Source organism: Variovorax paradoxus (assembly GCF_902712855.1).
Taxonomy (GTDB): Bacteria; Pseudomonadota; Gammaproteobacteria; order Burkholderiales; family Burkholderiaceae_C; genus Variovorax; species Variovorax paradoxus_Q.
The window spans coordinates 2,479,454-2,496,032 of record NZ_LR743507.1 but is presented as its reverse complement, the minus strand read 5'-3'; the positions used below and the strand labels follow the sequence as shown (position 1 = coordinate 2,496,032).

15 protein-coding genes are annotated in these 16,579 nt (G+C 65.0%); 14 read left to right on the top strand and 1 reads right to left on the bottom strand.

Annotated features, from left to right (window positions below):
• Positions 1-26: 26 nt before the first annotated feature.
• Entirely contained in the window at positions 27-677 is a 651-nt protein-coding gene (gene ompA / locus AACL56_RS11260; RefSeq protein ID WP_056510399.1) for an outer membrane protein OmpA, read from the bottom strand.
• A gap of 224 nt (positions 678-901) precedes the next feature.
• Here ompA and gyrA point away from each other — a divergent pair, with 224 nt between their 5' ends.
• The 14 genes from gyrA (at position 902) to AACL56_RS11190 (ending at position 16,575) form a co-directional block, all read left to right on the top strand.
• Positions 902-3,547, top strand: a complete 2,646-nt coding sequence (gyrA, locus tag AACL56_RS11255; RefSeq protein WP_339092850.1) for a DNA gyrase subunit A — start codon at positions 902-904, stop codon at positions 3,545-3,547.
• Complete coding sequence (locus AACL56_RS11250) at positions 3,544-4,119, top strand: DUF2059 domain-containing protein (protein ID WP_339089914.1); 576 nt, start codon at positions 3,544-3,546, stop codon at positions 4,117-4,119. The genes gyrA and AACL56_RS11250 overlap by 4 nt, the downstream gene beginning before the upstream one ends.
• A 73-nt stretch (positions 4,120-4,192) precedes the next feature.
• Positions 4,193-5,260, top strand: coding sequence for a 3-phosphoserine/phosphohydroxythreonine transaminase (gene serC, locus AACL56_RS11245; RefSeq protein WP_339092849.1), 1,068 nt, complete (start codon positions 4,193-4,195; stop codon positions 5,258-5,260).
• 27 nt (positions 5,261-5,287) lie between these two features.
• A complete protein-coding gene (gene pheA / locus AACL56_RS11240) occupies positions 5,288-6,412 on the top strand; it encodes a prephenate dehydratase (protein ID WP_339089913.1) in 1,125 nt (374 codons plus the stop codon).
• Positions 6,413-6,432: 20 nt separating this feature from the next.
• Complete coding sequence (locus AACL56_RS11235) at positions 6,433-7,323, top strand: prephenate dehydrogenase (RefSeq protein WP_339089912.1); 891 nt, start codon at positions 6,433-6,435, stop codon at positions 7,321-7,323.
• 1 nt (position 7,324) lies between these two features.
• Positions 7,325-9,337 carry a bifunctional 3-phosphoshikimate 1-carboxyvinyltransferase/cytidylate kinase gene (locus AACL56_RS11230; RefSeq protein ID WP_339089911.1) on the top strand — a complete coding sequence of 671 codons (2,013 nt, stop codon included), beginning with the start codon at positions 7,325-7,327 and terminating at the stop codon, positions 9,335-9,337.
• A 194-nt stretch (positions 9,338-9,531) separates the two neighbouring features.
• Complete coding sequence (gene rpsA / locus AACL56_RS11225; RefSeq protein ID WP_339089910.1) at positions 9,532-11,220, top strand: 30S ribosomal protein S1; 1,689 nt, start codon at positions 9,532-9,534, stop codon at positions 11,218-11,220.
• A 71-nt stretch (positions 11,221-11,291) separates the two neighbouring features.
• Complete coding sequence (locus AACL56_RS11220; RefSeq protein WP_339089909.1) at positions 11,292-11,618, top strand: integration host factor subunit beta; 327 nt, start codon at positions 11,292-11,294, stop codon at positions 11,616-11,618.
• Positions 11,619-11,675: 57 nt separating this feature from the next.
• Complete coding sequence (locus AACL56_RS11215) at positions 11,676-12,011, top strand: LapA family protein (protein ID WP_339089908.1); 336 nt, start codon at positions 11,676-11,678, stop codon at positions 12,009-12,011.
• Entirely contained in the window at positions 12,001-13,170 is a 1,170-nt protein-coding gene (gene lapB / locus AACL56_RS11210) for a lipopolysaccharide assembly protein LapB (RefSeq protein WP_339089907.1), read from the top strand. Before AACL56_RS11215 ends, lapB begins: the two co-directional genes overlap by 11 nt.
• Positions 13,171-13,305: 135 nt before the next feature.
• Positions 13,306-13,623, top strand: a complete 318-nt coding sequence (locus AACL56_RS11205; RefSeq protein ID WP_339089906.1) for a ComEA family DNA-binding protein — start codon at positions 13,306-13,308, stop codon at positions 13,621-13,623.
• Between the two features lie 158 nt (positions 13,624-13,781).
• Positions 13,782-14,750, top strand: a complete 969-nt coding sequence (locus AACL56_RS11200; RefSeq protein WP_339089905.1) for a TRAP transporter substrate-binding protein — start codon at positions 13,782-13,784, stop codon at positions 14,748-14,750.
• 21 nt (positions 14,751-14,771) lie between these two features.
• Positions 14,772-15,281: a TRAP transporter small permease gene (locus AACL56_RS11195; RefSeq protein WP_339089904.1), complete on the top strand. Its 510-nt coding sequence runs from the start codon at positions 14,772-14,774 to the stop codon at positions 15,279-15,281.
• Positions 15,274-16,575 carry a TRAP transporter large permease gene (locus AACL56_RS11190; RefSeq protein WP_339089903.1) on the top strand — a complete coding sequence of 434 codons (1,302 nt, stop codon included), beginning with the start codon at positions 15,274-15,276 and terminating at the stop codon, positions 16,573-16,575. Before AACL56_RS11195 ends, AACL56_RS11190 begins: the two co-directional genes overlap by 8 nt.
• The last annotated feature ends 4 nt before the right edge of the window (positions 16,576-16,579 follow it).

Below are 16,579 nucleotides of genomic sequence, written 5' to 3'. Positions count from 1 at the left end.
TTTTCATGGTCGATGGAATCGATCGATCAGTTGGCGCGGGTGCCGACCACTTCGATTTCCACGCGACGGTTCTTGGCGCGGCCTTCCTTGGTGCGGTTGTCAGCCACTGGCTGCTTCTCGCCCTTGCCTTCGGTGTAGACGCGGTTGCGTTCGATGCCCTTCGAGACCAGGAAGGCCTTGACGGCTTCGGCGCGACGCACCGACAGACGCTGGTTGTAGGCGTCGGTACCGATCGAGTCGGTGTGGCCCACAGCGATGATGACTTCGAGGTTCACACCACGAATCTTCTCGACGAGGTCGGTCAGCTTGGCGCGACCTTCGGGCTTCAGAACCGACTTGTCGAAGTCGAAGAAGGCGTCGGCAGCGAAGGTCACCTTGTTGGCAGCGACTTGCGGTGCAGCCGGGGCAGCCGGAGCAGCAGGGGTCGGAGCAGCAGCAGCCGGAGCAGCAGGAACCAGAGCACCGTCGCAACCAGCGGCAGCCGTAGCAGGCGTCCAGTTGGCATCGCGCCAGCACAGTTCGTTCGTGCCGTTCTTCCAGACCAGTTCGCCGGTGCCGTTTTGCCAGTTGTCGATCGTAGGACCGCCGTCCGCAGCGGTGACACGGGTCTGCGCGCCGGCGGCAGTGGCGAGCGCAGCGACTGCAAACATCATCGCCACTTTATTCAGTTTCTTCATGGTTCTCCTCTTGGGGAAAAAGCCGCAGCCGCGCTGCGAATCAAGGACGCTTTAAGTGACCACCACCCAAAACGTTGAGGCGATTGTGCCATAGGGTCTTTGGCAAACAGGCCGCCGGGCGCCCCGGAAACGTAGGACGGAGGCGGAATAGACGCCTTGTGTTGCGGCGGTGCGACACCCCTCACAGCGTAAAATTTAAGGTTCCTGCCGCCAGCCCCTTGCTCATGACGTCCTTCGCAAAAGAAACCCTGCCCATCAGTCTCGAAGAGGAAATGCGCAGCAGCTATCTCGATTACGCCATGAGCGTGATCGTGGGCCGAGCGCTTCCCGATGCCCGCGACGGCCTCAAGCCGGTGCACCGCCGGGTGCTCTACGCGATGCACGAGCTCAACAACGACTGGAACCGGCCCTACAAGAAGTCGGCCCGTATCGTCGGCGACGTCATCGGTAAATACCATCCGCACGGCGACCAGTCGGTCTACGACACGATTGTGCGGCTGGCTCAGGACTTCTCGATGCGCCACATGCTGGTGGACGGCCAGGGCAACTTCGGGTCTGTCGATGGAGACAACGCGGCCGCAATGCGTTATACGGAAATCCGGCTGGCGAAAATTGCTCACGAAATGCTGGCTGATATCGACAAGGAAACTGTCGACTTTCAGGACAATTACGACGGCTCCGAAAAAGAGCCGAAGGTGTTGCCGAGCCAGCTTCCGAATTTGCTGGTCAATGGCTCCGGCGGTATTGCGGTCGGCATGGCCACCAATATCCCGCCGCACAACCTGAACGAAGTGGTCGATGCCTGCCTGCACCTGCTGCGCAATCCGCAGGCCAGCATCGACGAACTGATGGAAATCGTGCCCGCGCCCGACTTCCCCACCGCCGGCATCATCTACGGCATCAACGGCGTGAAGGACGGCTACCGCACCGGCCGCGGCAAGGTGGTGATGCGCGCCAAGTGCCACTTCGAAGACATCGACCGCGGCCAGCGCCAGGCGATCATCGTCGACGAGCTCCCCTACCAGGTCAACAAGAAGACGTTGCAGGAGCGCATGGCCGAACTGGTGCACGAGAAGAAGATCGAAGGCATCAGCCACATCCAGGACGAGTCCGACAAGTCGGGCATGCGCCTGGTCATCGAGCTCAAGCGCGGCGAAGTGCCCGAGGTCGTGCTCAACAACCTCTACAAGCAGACGCAGCTGCAGGACACCTTCGGCATCAACATGGTGGCGCTGGTCGACGGCCAGCCGAAGCTGTGCAATCTGAAGGACCTGATCGAGGTCTTTCTCCAGCATCGCCGTGAAGTGGTCACGCGCCGCACCGTCTTCACGCTGCGCAAGGCCCGCGAACGCGGCCACGTGCTCGAAGGCCTGGCGGTGGCGCTCGCCAACATCGACGAGTTCATTCGCATCATCCGCGAATCGCCGACGCCGCCGGTGGCCAAGGCCGAGCTCATGACGCGCGCCTGGGACAGCAAACTGGTGCGCGAGATGCTCACGCGTTCGCGCGCCGATGGCGGCGTGGTCAACGCCGACGACTACCGTCCCGAAGGCCTGGAGCGCGAGTTCGGCATGGGCGGCGACGGACTCTACCGCCTCTCGGATACGCAGGCCCAGGAAATCCTGCAGATGCGTCTGCAGCGCCTGACCGGCCTTGAGCAGGACAAAATCGTTGCCGAATACAAGGATGTCATGGCAGAGATCGACGACCTGCTCGACATCCTCGCCAAGCCCGAACGCGTCTCGACCATCATTGGCGAAGAGCTCGGCACCATCAAGCAGGAGTTCGGCCAGTCGAAGATCGGGGCTCGCCGCAGCCAGGTCGAGCACAGCGCCTACGACCTCTCCACCGAAGACCTGATCACGCCCACCGACATGGTGGTGACGCTCTCGCACAGTGGCTACATCAAGAGCCAGCCGCTGGGCGAATACCGCGCACAGAAGCGCGGCGGCCGCGGCAAGCAGGCCACGGCCACCAAGGACGACGACTGGATCGACCAGCTCTTCATCGCCAACACGCACGACTACATCCTGTGCTTCTCCAACCGCGGCCGGCTCTACTGGCTCAAGGTGTGGGAAGTGCCGGCGGGTTCGCGCGGATCGCGCGGGCGCCCCATCGTCAACATGTTTCCGCTGCAGGAAGGCGAGAAGATCAACGTCGTGCTTGCACTGACCGGCGAGAAGCGCAATTTCCCGGCGGACCAGTACGTGTTCATGGCAACCTCGATGGGCACAGTGAAGAAGACTGCGCTCGACGAGTTCAGCAACCCTCGCAAGGGCGGCATCATCGCCGTGAACCTCGACGAGGGCGACTACCTGATCGGCGCGGCGCTGACAGACGGCAAGCATGACGTGATGCTGTTCAGCGACGGTGGCAAGGCCGTGCGTTTCGACGAGGAGGATGTCCGTCCGCTGGGCCGGAATGCCCGCGGCGTGCGCGGCATGTCGCTCGACCCGGGACAGGGCGTCATCGCCATGCTGGTGGCCGAAGACGAGCAGCAGAGCGTGCTCACCGCCACGGAAAATGGTTACGGAAAGCGCACAAGCATTACCGAATACACGCGCCATGGCCGCGGAACCAAGGGCATGATCGCGATCCAACAGAGTGAACGCAACGGCAAGGTCGTGGCTGCCACTCTCGTTCATGCCGATGATGAGATCATGCTCATCACTGACAAGGGTGTGCTGGTGCGCACCCGGGTTGCCGAAATTCGCGAACTGGGCCGCGCAACGCAAGGCGTTACGCTTATCGGTCTCGACGAAGGCGCCAAACTCAGCGGTCTTCAACGCATTGTCGAAAATGACGCGAACGGCGAATCCGAGCCGGACGCGGACGATGCATCCTCATCTTCAACGGAGAATCCTCAGTGAAAAAAATCAAACTCGCACTTCTGACGGTCGCCCTGGCTGGCAGTTCGATGGCCGCAATGGCCCAGGACAAGGCCGCGCTCATCAAGCAGTTCATCGACATCCAGCGCCCCGGCATCGAATCGCTGGCGCGCGGTCTGGTCGAGCAATCGAGCGCTCCGATCGCACAGGCGGGTTCGCAGTACCTGCAGACGCAGGTTCCCGAAGCCAAGCGTGAATCGGCCGCCAAGGCAGCCGATGCAGAGCTGAAGAAGTACTTCGACGACGCCTATCCGATCGTCCGCGACAAGGCCGTTCAACTGGCTCCCGGTGCCCTGAGCCCGCTGCTCGAGCAGAACTTCAGCGAAGACGAGCTCAAGCAGCTGCTCGCCTGGATCAACTCGCCCCTGAGCAAGAAATACCAGGACCTGAACCCGAAGATGCAGACCGCACTGACCGAGAAGCTCGTGTCGGAAACCCGCGGCACCATCGAGCCCAAGATGCGCGCGCTCGACGAGAACGTCGCCAAGGCCCTGGGTGCTCCCACCGAAGCCCCTGCAGGCAAGGCTCCCGCCAAGGCTCCAGCCAAGAAGTAAGACCAACGTGACCCAGCAGCAGCAGACGCCGGCCGGCAAGCGCCCTTACAACTTCTCGGCCGGTCCGGCTGCCATGCCGGAGGCGGTGCTGCAACGCGCCGCCGCCGAAATGCTCGACTGGCAGGGCAGCGGCATGAGCGTGATGGAAATGAGCCACCGCGGCAAGGAATTCGGTGCGATCTGCACCCAGGCCGAAGCCGACATCCGAACGCTGCTGGCCATTCCCTCTCACTTTCACGTCCTGTTCATGCAGGGCGGCGGACTGGGCGAGAACGCCATCGTGCCGTTGAACCTGTCGCGCGGGCAAGCCGCCGACTTCGTCATCACCGGCAGCTGGAGCATCAAGTCGCACAAGGAAGCCCAACGCTACTGCACGGCGCGCGTGGCCGCGAGCAACGCCGACGACCAGCACACCAAGCTTCCCGACCCCGCCAGCTGGCAACTCGCCAAGGATGCGTCGTACGTGCACGTATGCACCAACGAGACCATCAACGGCATCGAGTTTCATCAGTTGCCCGACCTGGCCGCGCTCGGCAGCGACGTGCCGCTGGTCATCGATTTCTCCTCGCACGTCGCCTCGCGCAGCGTCGACTGGAGCCGCGTGGGCCTGGCCTTTGGCGGCGCCCAGAAGAATCTCGGCCCTGCAGGCCTGACCATCGTCGTCGTGCGCGACGACCTGCTGGGCCGCGCGCTCGAGATCTGCCCGAGCGCGTTCAACTACAAGACCGTGGCCGACAACCATTCCATGTACAACACCCCGCCGACGTGGGGCATCTACATGGCCGGACTCACCTTCCAGTGGCTGCTGCAGCAGCGGGAAGGCGATCTCACGGGCGTGGCAGCCATGGAGCAGCGCAACATCGCCAAGGCTAAGCTGCTGTACGAATTCATCGACAGTTCCGACTTCTACGCCAACCGCATCGATGCGAGCTGCCGCTCGCGCATGAACGTGCCGTTCTTCCTGGCCGACGAAGGCCGCAACGAGGCCTTCCTGGCGGGTGCGCGCGAAACCGGGCTGCTGCAGCTCAAGGGCCACAAGTCGGTCGGCGGCATGCGTGCCAGCATTTACAACGCCATGCCGCTGGAAGGGGTGCAGGCCCTCGTGTCCTACATGCGAGAATTCGAGCGATCGCATGCCTAGGCGCATGCCCAGCCGCTGCTCGCACCGATGACCGCCTCCGATTCCACACCACCCTCCTCTTCTTCTGACAATTCCGAGAGCCTGGCCGATCTGCGCGTGCAGATCGACTCGCTCGACCAGCGACTGCTCAGCCTGCTCAACGAGCGCGCCCACGTGGCCGAGCTGGTCGGCGAGGTCAAGAAGCGCGAGGGCACGCCGTTCTTCCGCCCCGACCGCGTGGCACAAGTCATCGACAAGATGCAGAAGACGAACGGCGGTCCGCTCAAGGACCTCCACGTCGCGGCCATCTGGCGCGAGATCATGTCGGCCTGCCTGGCGCTCGAGTCGCCCCAGCGTGTGGCCGTTCTCGGCCCCGAAGGCACCTTCTGCGAACAGGCAGCGATCGAGTACTTCGGCGGCGCCGCGGACCTGATCTACTGCGCGAGCTTCGACGAGGTGTTCCATGCCACCGCGGCGGGCAGCGCCCAGTACGGCGTGGTCGGCGTCGAGAACTCGACCGAAGGCGTCGTCACCCGCTCGCTCGACCTGTTCCTGCACTCGCCCACCCATGTGGTCGGCGAGGTCAGCCTGCTGGTTCGCCACCACCTGCTGCGAAGCAGCAATTCGCTCGAAGGCATCGAGGCCGTGCTGGCGCACCCGCAGGCGCTGGCGCAGTGCCAGACCTGGCTGTCCAAGCACCTGCCCAACGCCGAGCGGCGCGCCGTGTCGAGCAATGCAGAAGGCGCCCGCCTCGCGGCCACCAACCCCGCGTGGGCCGCGCTGGCCGGCGAACGCGCCGCCACCCGTTTCGGCCTGCACATCGTGGCGCATGCCATCCAGGACGACTCGTACAACCGCACCCGCTTCTCCGTGATCTGCCTGCCGCAGACGCTCGCCATGCCGCCGGCCTCGGGCCGCGACTGCACCAGCCTGATCGTCTCGGTGCCGAACCGTCCCGGCGCGGTGCACGACCTGCTGGTGCCGCTGAAGGTCAACAATGTGTCGATGACGCGCTTCGAGTCGCGTCCTGCGCGTACCGGCCAGTGGGAGTACTACTTCTACATCGACCTCGACGGCCATCCTTCGCAGCCCAACGTGGCCGCGGCCCTGGCCGAACTGCGCGGCCTGTGCGCGTTCTACAAGGTGCTCGGCGCCTACCCGGTCAAGGCCTGAGCAGCAGGCAGACGCACAGCATGTTCGAACAACTGGGACTGATCGGCTGCGGCCTGATGGGCGGCTCGTTCGCGCTCGCACTGAAGCGCGCGAAGCTGGTGAAACGGGTGGTGGGCTACAGCAAGTCGCCCTCCACCACCGAACGGGCGCGGCAGCTCGGCGTGATCGACGTGGCGGCGCCTTCGGCGCTGCTGGCGGTCTCGGGCGCCGACATCGTGCTGCTGGCCGTGCCGGTGGCCGCATCGGAAGCCACGTTCAAGGCCATCCGCCACGGCATTTCGGCCGACACGCTCGTGATGGACGTCGGCTCGACCAAGGGCGACGTGATCGAAGCCGCGCGCAACGGCCTGCAGCGCCAGTTCGCCAATTTCGTGCCGGCGCACCCGATCGCGGGCAAGGAGCTGTCGGGCATCGAGCACGCCGAGGCGTCGCTCTTCGCCGGCCGCCAGGTCGTGCTGACGCCTGTCAAGGCCACGCTGCGCTCCAACGTGCAGCGCGCTTCGCAAGTGTGGAGCGGCATCGGCGCCCACGTGATCACCATGACGCACGAGGAGCACGACGGCGCCTTCGCCGCAGTGAGCCATCTCCCTCACCTGCTGGCCTTCGCCTACATCAACGGCCTCGCCGCGCAGCCGCAGGGCCAGCGCTTCCTGAGCCTGGCCGGCCCGGGCTTTCGCGACTTCTCGCGCATTGCCGCAAGCGACCCGGTCATGTGGCGCGATGTGCTGCTGGCCAACCGCGAGCAGGTGCTGGAGCAGTCGCAGGCATTCCGCAAGGCGCTCGACGAGTTCGAGGCGCTGATGAAGGCGGGCGACCTGCAGGCGATCGAGCAATCGATCGCCGCCGCCAGCAAGGCGCGCGCAGGCTGGAAGCCGGCCACCGACACGTCGTCGCAGCAACAGGACGCCTGACATGTTCTCGACGGCATTCCTCGACCTGCCGGCGCTCGCTGGCGCCGCCGGCACGGTCCGGCTTCCGGGCTCCAAGAGCATCTCCAACCGCGTTTTGCTCCTTGCCGCGCTGGCGAGCGGCACCACCGCCATCCACGACCTGCTCGACTCCGACGACACCCGCGTGATGCTCGACGCCCTGCGCGCGCTCGGCTGCGGCGTGGAAACAGATGGCAGCACGCTGCGCGTGACAGGCCTTGGCGGCCAGCTGAAGCCCAGCGAAACGCTGATGCCGCTGTTCCTCGGCAACGCCGGCACGGCGATGCGCCCGCTGACCGCGGCGCTTTCCTTGCTGGGCGGTGAGTTCGAGCTGAGCGGCGTGCCGCGCATGCACGAACGCCCGATCGGCGATCTCGTCGACGCGCTCACGCAACTCGGCTGCCGCATCGACTATCTCGGCAACCCCGGCTACCCGCCGCTGCGCATCCACCCGGTGCCCCATGGCGAGCTGTCGCTCGACACCCCGATCCGCGTGCGCGGCGACGTGTCGAGCCAATTCCTGACGGCCCTGCTGCTGGCACTGCCGCTGGCCGCCGCCAGCGACATCGTGATCGAGGTGGTCGGCGAGCTGATCTCCAAGCCCTACATCGAAATCACGCTGAACCTGCTGGCGCGGTTCGGCATCCAGGTGCGACGCGACGGCTGGGAACGCTTCACCATTCCTGCCGGTAGCCGCTACAGCTCGCCGGGCGACATCCATGTCGAGGCCGATGCGTCTTCTGCCAGCTATTTCATCGCGCTGGGCGCCATCGCGACAGACGTATCGGGCAAGAACGGCATCCGGATCGAAGGCGTGGGAGCCGATTCGATCCAGGGCGACATTCGCTTCATCGATGCCGCCCGCCAGATGGGCGCCCTGGTCGACAGCGGCCCGAACTGGCTCGAGATCCGCCGCGGCGCCTGGCCGCTCAAGGCTCTCGACCTCGACGCCAACCACATCCCCGATGCCGCGATGACGCTGGCGGTGATGGCGCTGTACGCAGACGGCCCGACCACCCTGCGCAACATCGCGAGCTGGCGCGTGAAGGAAACCGACCGCATCGACGCCATGGCCAACGAGCTGCGCAAGCTCGGCGCCACGGTAGAGGCCGGCCCCGACTTCATCCGCGTGCATCCGCTGGCCAAGGCCGGCTGGCGCCCGGCGAGCATCAAGACCTACGACGACCACCGGGTGGCCATGTGCTTCTCGCTGGCGGCGTTCAACCCGGCGGGGATGCCGGTGCGCATCCTCGATCCGCACTGCGTCGCCAAGACCTTCCCCGACTACTTCGAGACGCTGTTCTCGGTGGCCGAGGCCGCGGAGGTGCCGGTGATCTGCATCGACGGTCCGACCGCGTCCGGCAAGGGCACGCTCGCGGCCGAGGTGGCGCGGCTGCTGGGCTACCACTACCTCGACTCCGGCTCGCTCTACCGCGTCACCGGCCTTGCCATGCGGCGTGCCGGCCTGAGCGCCGACGCGCAGCACGAAGCGCAGATCGCCGCCATGGCAGCGGCCTTGCCCCTCCAGTTCACCGAGGGCAAGGTCATGCTCGACGGCGAGGACGTCAGCGAAGACATCCGGACCGAGGCCGCCGGCATGGACGCGTCCCGTGTCTCCACGTTGCCGGCAGTGCGGGCGGCGCTCCTGGCCCTGCAGCAGCGCTTTCGCGAACTGCCGGGCCTCGTGGCCGACGGGCGCGACATGGGCACCGTGATCTTCCCCGACGCGGAGCTCAAGGTCTTCCTTACGGCCAGCGCCGCGCGCCGGGCCGAACGGCGCCATAAGCAGTTGATTTCAAAGGGTATTTCGACTACACTCGACAGTCTGCGCTCCGACTTGGAAGCACGTGACGCCCGGGACTCCTCCCGCAGCGTCGCCCCTCTGAAGCCTGCGCAGGACGCTCGCCACCTCGACAACTCCCAGCTGTCCATCGAGCAATCGATCGACCAGGTGCTGAAGTGGTGGCAGAAAGTACAGCCTTTCAAGTCCGCTTGAAAAGCTGGCGCCCGACGGAATATCTGAAGGCGCATACCGCTCCAGCAGGCTCTCTTCGCGCGACAGCGCACCGGCCTGCTGGTTGTTCAACCAACCGGGTTCACGCCCACCCAACCGCCGTCTCCAGACCCACAGCAGTCGCACGCAATTTCGCAAGAGCGCCTGCCAACCCTGCCTGACGGAAGGAACCATCAATGTCTGAATCTTTTGCCGATCTGTTCGAAGAGTCCCTGAAGCGTTCTGAAATGCGCACCGGCGAGGTCATCACGGCCGAAGTCGTGCGTGTCGAGCACAACCACGTCGTCGTCAACGCCGGCCTGAAGTCCGAAGCGTATGTGCCGATCGAAGAGTTCAAGAACGACAAGGGCGAACTCGAAGTTCAGGCCGGCGACTTCGTTTCCGTTGCCATCGGCAGCGTTGAAAACGGCTACGGCGACACCATCCTCTCGCGCGACACCGCCAAGCGCCTCGCTTCGTGGCTCGCCCTCGAGAAGGCACTGGAATCGGGCGACTTCGTCACCGGTACCACCAGCGGCAAGGTCAAGGGCGGTCTGACCGTTCTGGTCAACGGCATCCGTGCATTCCTGCCGGGCTCGCTGATCGACACGCGTCCGATCAAGGACCTGACCCCGTACGAAAACAAGACCCTCGAATTCAAGGTCATCAAGCTCGACCGCAAGCGCAACAACGTCGTGCTGTCGCGCCGTGCCGTGGTCGAAGCCAGCATGGGCGAAGAACGCGCCAAGCTGATGGAAACGCTCAAGGAAGGCGCAGTCGTGCGCGGTGTGGTCAAGAACATCACCGAATACGGCGCGTTCGTGGACCTCGGCGGCATCGACGGCCTGCTGCACATCACCGACATGGCATGGCGCCGTGTCCGCCACCCGAGCGAAGTCGTTCAGGCCGGCCAGGAAATCACCGCCAAGATCCTCAAGTTCGACACCGAGAAGAACCGTGTCTCGCTGGGTCTCAAGCAGATGGGCGACGACCCGTGGATGGGCGTTTCGCGCCGCTACCCGCAAGGCACCCGCCTGTTCGGCAAGGTCACGAACATTGCCGACTACGGCGCGTTTGTCGAGCTCGAACCCGGCATCGAAGGCCTGGTGCACGTCTCCGAAATGGACTGGACCAACAAGAACATCGCTCCGAACAAGATCGTCTCGCTGGGCGACGAAGTCGAAGTCATGGTCCTGGAAATCGACGAAGACAAGCGCCGCATCAGCCTGGGCATGAAGCAGTGCAAGGCCAACCCGTGGCAAGAGTTCGCGCAAAACACCAAGCGCGGCGACCGCGTCAAGGGTCCGATCAAGTCGATCACCGACTTCGGCGTGTTCGTGGGTCTGGCTGCCGGCATCGACGGCCTGGTTCACCTCTCGGACCTCTCGTGGAACGAAGCCGGCGAAACCGCCGTTCGCAACTACAAGAAGGGCCAGGAAGTCGAAGCGATCGTGCTGGCTGTGGACGTCGACCGCGAGCGCATCTCGCTGGGTATCAAGCAGCTCGACAGCGACCCGTTCACCACGTTCACCACCGTGAACGACAAGGGCCAGATCGTGACCGGCAAGGTCAAGACCGTGGACGCCCGCGGCGCTGAGATCGACCTCGGCGAAGACATCATCGGCTACCTCCGTGCTTCGGAAATCTCGCGCGACCGCGTCGAAGATGCCCGCAACGTGCTGAAGGAAGGCGACGAAGTCACCGCCATCGTCGTGAATGTGGATCGCAAGACCCGCAACATCCAGCTGTCGATCAAGCAGAAGGACATGGTCGACGAGCAAGGCGCCATGGCCAGCCTGAGCCAGCAGTCGGCACGCGAGAACGCGGGCACGACCAGCCTGGGCGCACTGTTGCGCGCCAAGCTCGACAACAGCGACAACAAGTAAGCTGAGTCCGAAGACAGAGTGGGCCCTGGGGCCGCTCTGTCTTTTTTTTCGTCCACGTTTTTGTTTGGCCCATGACCCGCTCAGACCTCGTCGAAGAACTTGCAGCTCGCTTTGCGCAGCTCACGCACCGCGATGCCGAATACGCCGTCAAGACCATCCTCGACGCGATGAGCGACGCATTGGTGCGCGGACACCGCATCGAGATCCGTGGCTTCGGCAGCTTCTCGGTCAACCGGCGCCCGCCGCGCATCGGCCGCAACCCGCGTTCGGGCGAGAGCGTGCAGATTCCCGAGAAGCGCGTGCCGCACTTCAAGCCCGGCAAGGCGCTGCGCGAAGCGGTCGACGCAAAGACGGCCGAGCTCGATGCAGGCAAGGAAGCCAGCGCGCGCAAGGCCTGATGGCCGGGCCGTCCCGACGGTTGCAAACGTAGAATCGTCCCTCCAACGGGAACGTGCATGAAATACCTCCTGTGGCTGCTCAAGGCAGCCATTTTTTTTACGCTCTTCGCCTTCGCGCTGAACAACCAGCACGACGCGACCGTCTACTTCTTCTTCGGCACCTACTGGCGTGCCCCCCTGGTGCTCGTGGTGCTCGCGGCCTTCGCCGGCGGACTGGTGGTGGGTGCACTGGGCATGCTGCCCGGCTGGTGGAAACACCGCGCCGCCGCAGCACAACTGCCTGCCGCCACCGAAGCCCAGCCATCCGTGCCGCTGGCCGCAGCACCGGCTCCCGCAGCCGCGCCGGCCATCTCTGCCACCGACCTTCCCGCCGTACGTCAACATGGACTTTGATCCCAGCTGGCTGCTGATCAGCCTGCCCGTCGCCTTCGTGCTGGGCTGGCTCGCGTCGCGCTTCGACATCCGGCAACTCAAGCTCGAGAACCGGCAGGCACCCAAGGCCTACTTCCGCGGACTCAACTTCCTGCTCAACGAGCAGCAGGACCAGGCCATCGACGCTTTCATCGAGGCCGTGCAGAACGACCCTGACACCCAGGAGCTGCATTTCGCGCTCGGCAACCTGTTCCGCAGGCGCGGCGAATACCAGCGCGCCGTGCGCGTGCACGAGCACCTGCTGGGACGGGGCGACCTGAGTCGCAGCGACCGCGAGCGCGCACAGCATGCGCTGGCGCAGGACTTCCTTCGCGCCGGCCTGCTCGACCGCGCCGAGGCCGCGCTGCAGAAGCTCGAGGGCACGCGCTACGAGAACGAGGCGCGCCTGTCGCTGCTGGCCATCTACGAGCGCTCGCGCGAATGGGCGCAGGCCGCCAACGTGGCGCAGAAGCTCGACGAGTCCGATCAGGCCAGCTACGGCACGCGGCGCGCGCATCACCTGTGCGAGCAGGCCACCGAGCGCGTTGCGGCCGGCGACCTGCCCGGTGCCGCGAAGCTGCTGGCAGCGGCCGTCGAACTGGCGCCGCAGGCGCCGCGCCCCGCCATCGACACGGCCAACCTGCAGCTGCGCAACGGCGAACCCGGCGCAGCCTTCGACACCCTGGTGGCCCTGAGCAACAACGCGCCGCTCGCGCTACCGCTCTACGCGGCCGCGTTGCAGCAGGCGGCCGTGGCGGCGCACCGGGAGGCCGACGCGCTCGCCCTGCTGCAGCGGCGCTATGTCGAATCGCCTTCCATCGACGTGCTCGAGGCGATGATCGCGCTCGGCGGCACGCCCACCGCCACGCCCGAGGCACCCGACCCGACGCCGCGCGACGGCTACATCGCACACCTGGCGCAGCAGCCCTCGCTGGTGGCCGCATCGCGCTGGCTGTCCGGCGAGAAGTTCGAGCACGAGCAGTTCCACCCGCAGGTGCAACGCGCGCTCGACCAGGCCACGCGCCCGCTCATGCGCTACCGCTGCGCAGCCTGCGGCTTCGAGGCACACCAGTACTTCTGGCACTGCCCCGGCTGCCAGGCCTGGGACAGCTATCCGCCGCGCCGCGTCGAGGAGCTTTGATCACGCTTTTGAACAATGGTCACGTCGGCACCGGCCATGCTTTCGAGCGTCAACGCGCCGCTCCCTGCCCCCGTTGATCGCGGGCCGACGCTCTTGTCGGCTGTCAGTCATACCAACATCAGGGAGTAAAAAATCATGTTCAAGAAAATGCTGGCGGTCACGGCCATGTTGTTCGCCGTTGCCGCTCATGCAGCCGTCGACGTCAACAAGGGCACTGCCGCCGACCTGGACGGCATCAAGGGCGTCGGCCCGTCGATGTCCAAGCGCATCCTCGAGGCGCGCAAGGAAGGCGAGTTCAAGGACTGGCCCGACCTCATGCAGCGCGTGAAGGGCGTGAAGGAAAAGAACGCGGAGAAGCTCTCGGCCGAGGGCCTCACGGTGAACGGCAAGAGCTTCGGCGGCGCCGCAGCCAATCCCAAGGACGTGAAGGAAGCCAAGCCGGCCAAGCCATGACGCACGCCTGATCCACGCACCGGATCGATACGACACCAAGCCGCCTTCGGGCGGCTTTTTATATGCGCGCAACAAGGCAGGGAAATGCCTCAGAAGATGGCCCGGAATTTGCACGTATGCTCATTTTCCTTTTCACTTTCATACGTTCCGGAGAGCTCATGAATCACAAGTTCGGCATCGCCCTCGCGGGTCTGACCCTTGGCGCCGCAGCCTTCGCGCAGACCAAGTGGGACATGCCCACCGCCTACCCGGCCAGCAACTTCCACACGGAGAACATCGCCCAATTTGCCAGCGACGTGGAAAAGGGCAGCAGCGGCAAGCTCAAGATCACGGTGCACGCCAACGCGTCGCTCTTCAAGGCGCCCGAGATCAAGCGAGCGGTTCAGGGCGGTCAGGCGCAGCTGGGCGAAATCCTCCTCGTGAACTACCAGAACGAATGGCAGATGTTCGGTGCCGACGGCATCCCGTTCCTGGCCGACAGCTACGACGCCGCCTGGAAGCTCTACCAGGCACAGAAACCCGCGTTGGAGAAGAAGCTGGCCGAGCAAGGCATCCAGTTGCTCTACACGGTGGCCTGGCCGCCGCAGGGCATCTTCGTGAAGAAGGAGATCGCCTCGGCTGCCGACCTCAAGGGCGTGAAGTGGCGTGCCTACAGCCCCGCCACGGCGCGCATCGGCGAACTCGTCGGCGCGCAGCCCGTTACTGTGCAGCAGGCCGAACTGTCGCAGGCCATGGCTACCGGCGTCATCGAGTCGTACATGTCCTCGGGCTCCACCGGCTACGACACCAAGACCTACGAGTACATCAAGAACTTCTACGACACCCAGGCGTGGCTTCCGAAGAACGCGGTGCTCATGAACAAGAAAGCGTTCGACGCGCTCGACAAGCCGACGCAGGAGGCGGTGCTCAAGGCCGCGGCCGACGCCGAGAAGCGCGGCTGGGACCTCTCCAAGAAGAAGAATGTCGAATACCTGGACCTCCTCAAGAAGAACGGCATGACGGTGCACGTGCCGTCGGCGCAGCTCAAGGCCGACATGAAGAAGGTCGGCGACACCATGATCAAGGAGTGGACCGAGAAGGCCGGCCCCGAAGGCCAGGCCGTCGTCGATGCCTACAAGAAGATGTGAGTCGGACTTCCACTGCATCCGATGCGCAAGTCGCTTGATCTTCTCTACATGAGCGCCGCCGCACTGGCGGCGCTTTTCATGGTCGGCCTGCTTGTGATGGTGCTCCTGTCCATCGTCGGCCGCCAGCTTCACTTCAACATCCCGGGCATCGACGCCTACGCCGGCTACCTGATGGCGGGCGCGGGCTTCCTGGCGCTGGCGCACACCCTCAAGCGCAGCGAGCACATCCGCGTCAGCCTGGTGCTGCAGAACCTGCCGCCCGCGGCGCAACGCTGGCTCGAGCGCTGGGCCACGGGCGCCGGGGCGCTGCTCGCGCTGCTGTTCGCCTGGTACAGCATCCGCCTGGTGTGGCAATCGCTCGACTACCATGACATTTCCACCAGCAACGACGCCACGCCGTTGTGGATTCCCCAGTTGTCGATGGCACTCGGCACAGCCGTCTTTGCGATTGCATCGCTCGACGAGTTCGTGATCGAGTGGCGCGGCCGCCCGGCCAAGGCCGCCGAGACGGAGGCGCTTCGCCATGAATGACATCGCCATTGCGGGTCTTCTGATTGCCGCGCTGTTCCTTATCCTGGGCAGCGGCGTCTGGATCGGCCTCACGCTTTCGGGCGTGGCCTGGATCGCCATGCAGATCTTCTCGTCCCGCCCTGCCGGCGACGCCATGGCCGTGACAATCTGGGGGTCGGCCTCGAGCTGGACGCTCACCGCGTTGCCACTGTTCGTCTGGATGGGCGAGATCCTGTTCCGCACACGACTCTCGCAGGACATGTTCAAGGGCCTCGCGCCCTGGATGCAAAGCCTGCCGGGCCGCTTGCTGCACACCAACGTGGTGGGCTGCGCGGTGTTCGCCGCCGTCTCGGGCTCGAGCGCGGCGACCTGCGCCACCATCGGCAAGATGAGCCTGCCCGAACTCAAGCGCCGTGGCTATCCCGACGACATGGTCATCGGCACGCTGGCTGGCGCCGGCACGCTCGGGCTCCTGATTCCGCCATCGATCATCATGATCGTCTACGGCGTGAGTGCGGACGTATCGATTGCGCGCCTCTTCATCGCAGGCGTCATCCCGGGCATCCTGCTGGCGCTGCTGTTCTCGGGCTACATCGTGTTCTGGGCGCTGCGCCACCCCGACCGCGTGCCGCCCGCCGATGCAAAGCTGCCCTTCACGGAGAAGCTCAAGGCTTCGATGTCGCTGATTCCAGTGGCGTTGCTGATCGTGTCGGTGCTCGGATCGATCTACGCGGGCATCGCCACCGCGACCGAAGCAGCCGCCGTGGGCGTGGTCGGCGCGATGGTCATCTCCGGCGCGCAGGGGTCGCTGACCTGGCACAGCTTCAAGGAAGCGCTGCTGGGCGCCACGCGCCTGTACTGCATGATGGCGCTGATCCTCGCGGGCGCGGCGTTCCTCACATTGGCCATGGGCTACATCGGACTGCCACGGCACCTGGCCGAATGGATCGGCTCGCTCGGGCTGTCGAAGTTCCAGCTCATCCTGATGCTGGCGGCGTTCTACGTCGTGCTCGGCTGTTTCCTGGACGGCATCTCGATGGTGGTCCTGACCATGGGCGTGATCATGCCGACCGTCACCGCGGCCGGCATCGATCCGGTGTGGTTCGGCATCTTCATCGTGCTGGTGGTCGAGATGGCGCAGATCACACCGCCGGTGGGCTTCAACCTGTTCGTGCTGCAGGGCATGACCGGCAAGGATCTGCTCTACATCGCGCGTGTGACGCTGCCGATGTTCTTCCTGATGGTCGCAGCCGTGCTCATCATCTACTTCGTGCCGCAGTTGGTGACGTGGTTGCCGCAGCAGATGGCCCCCTGACAAT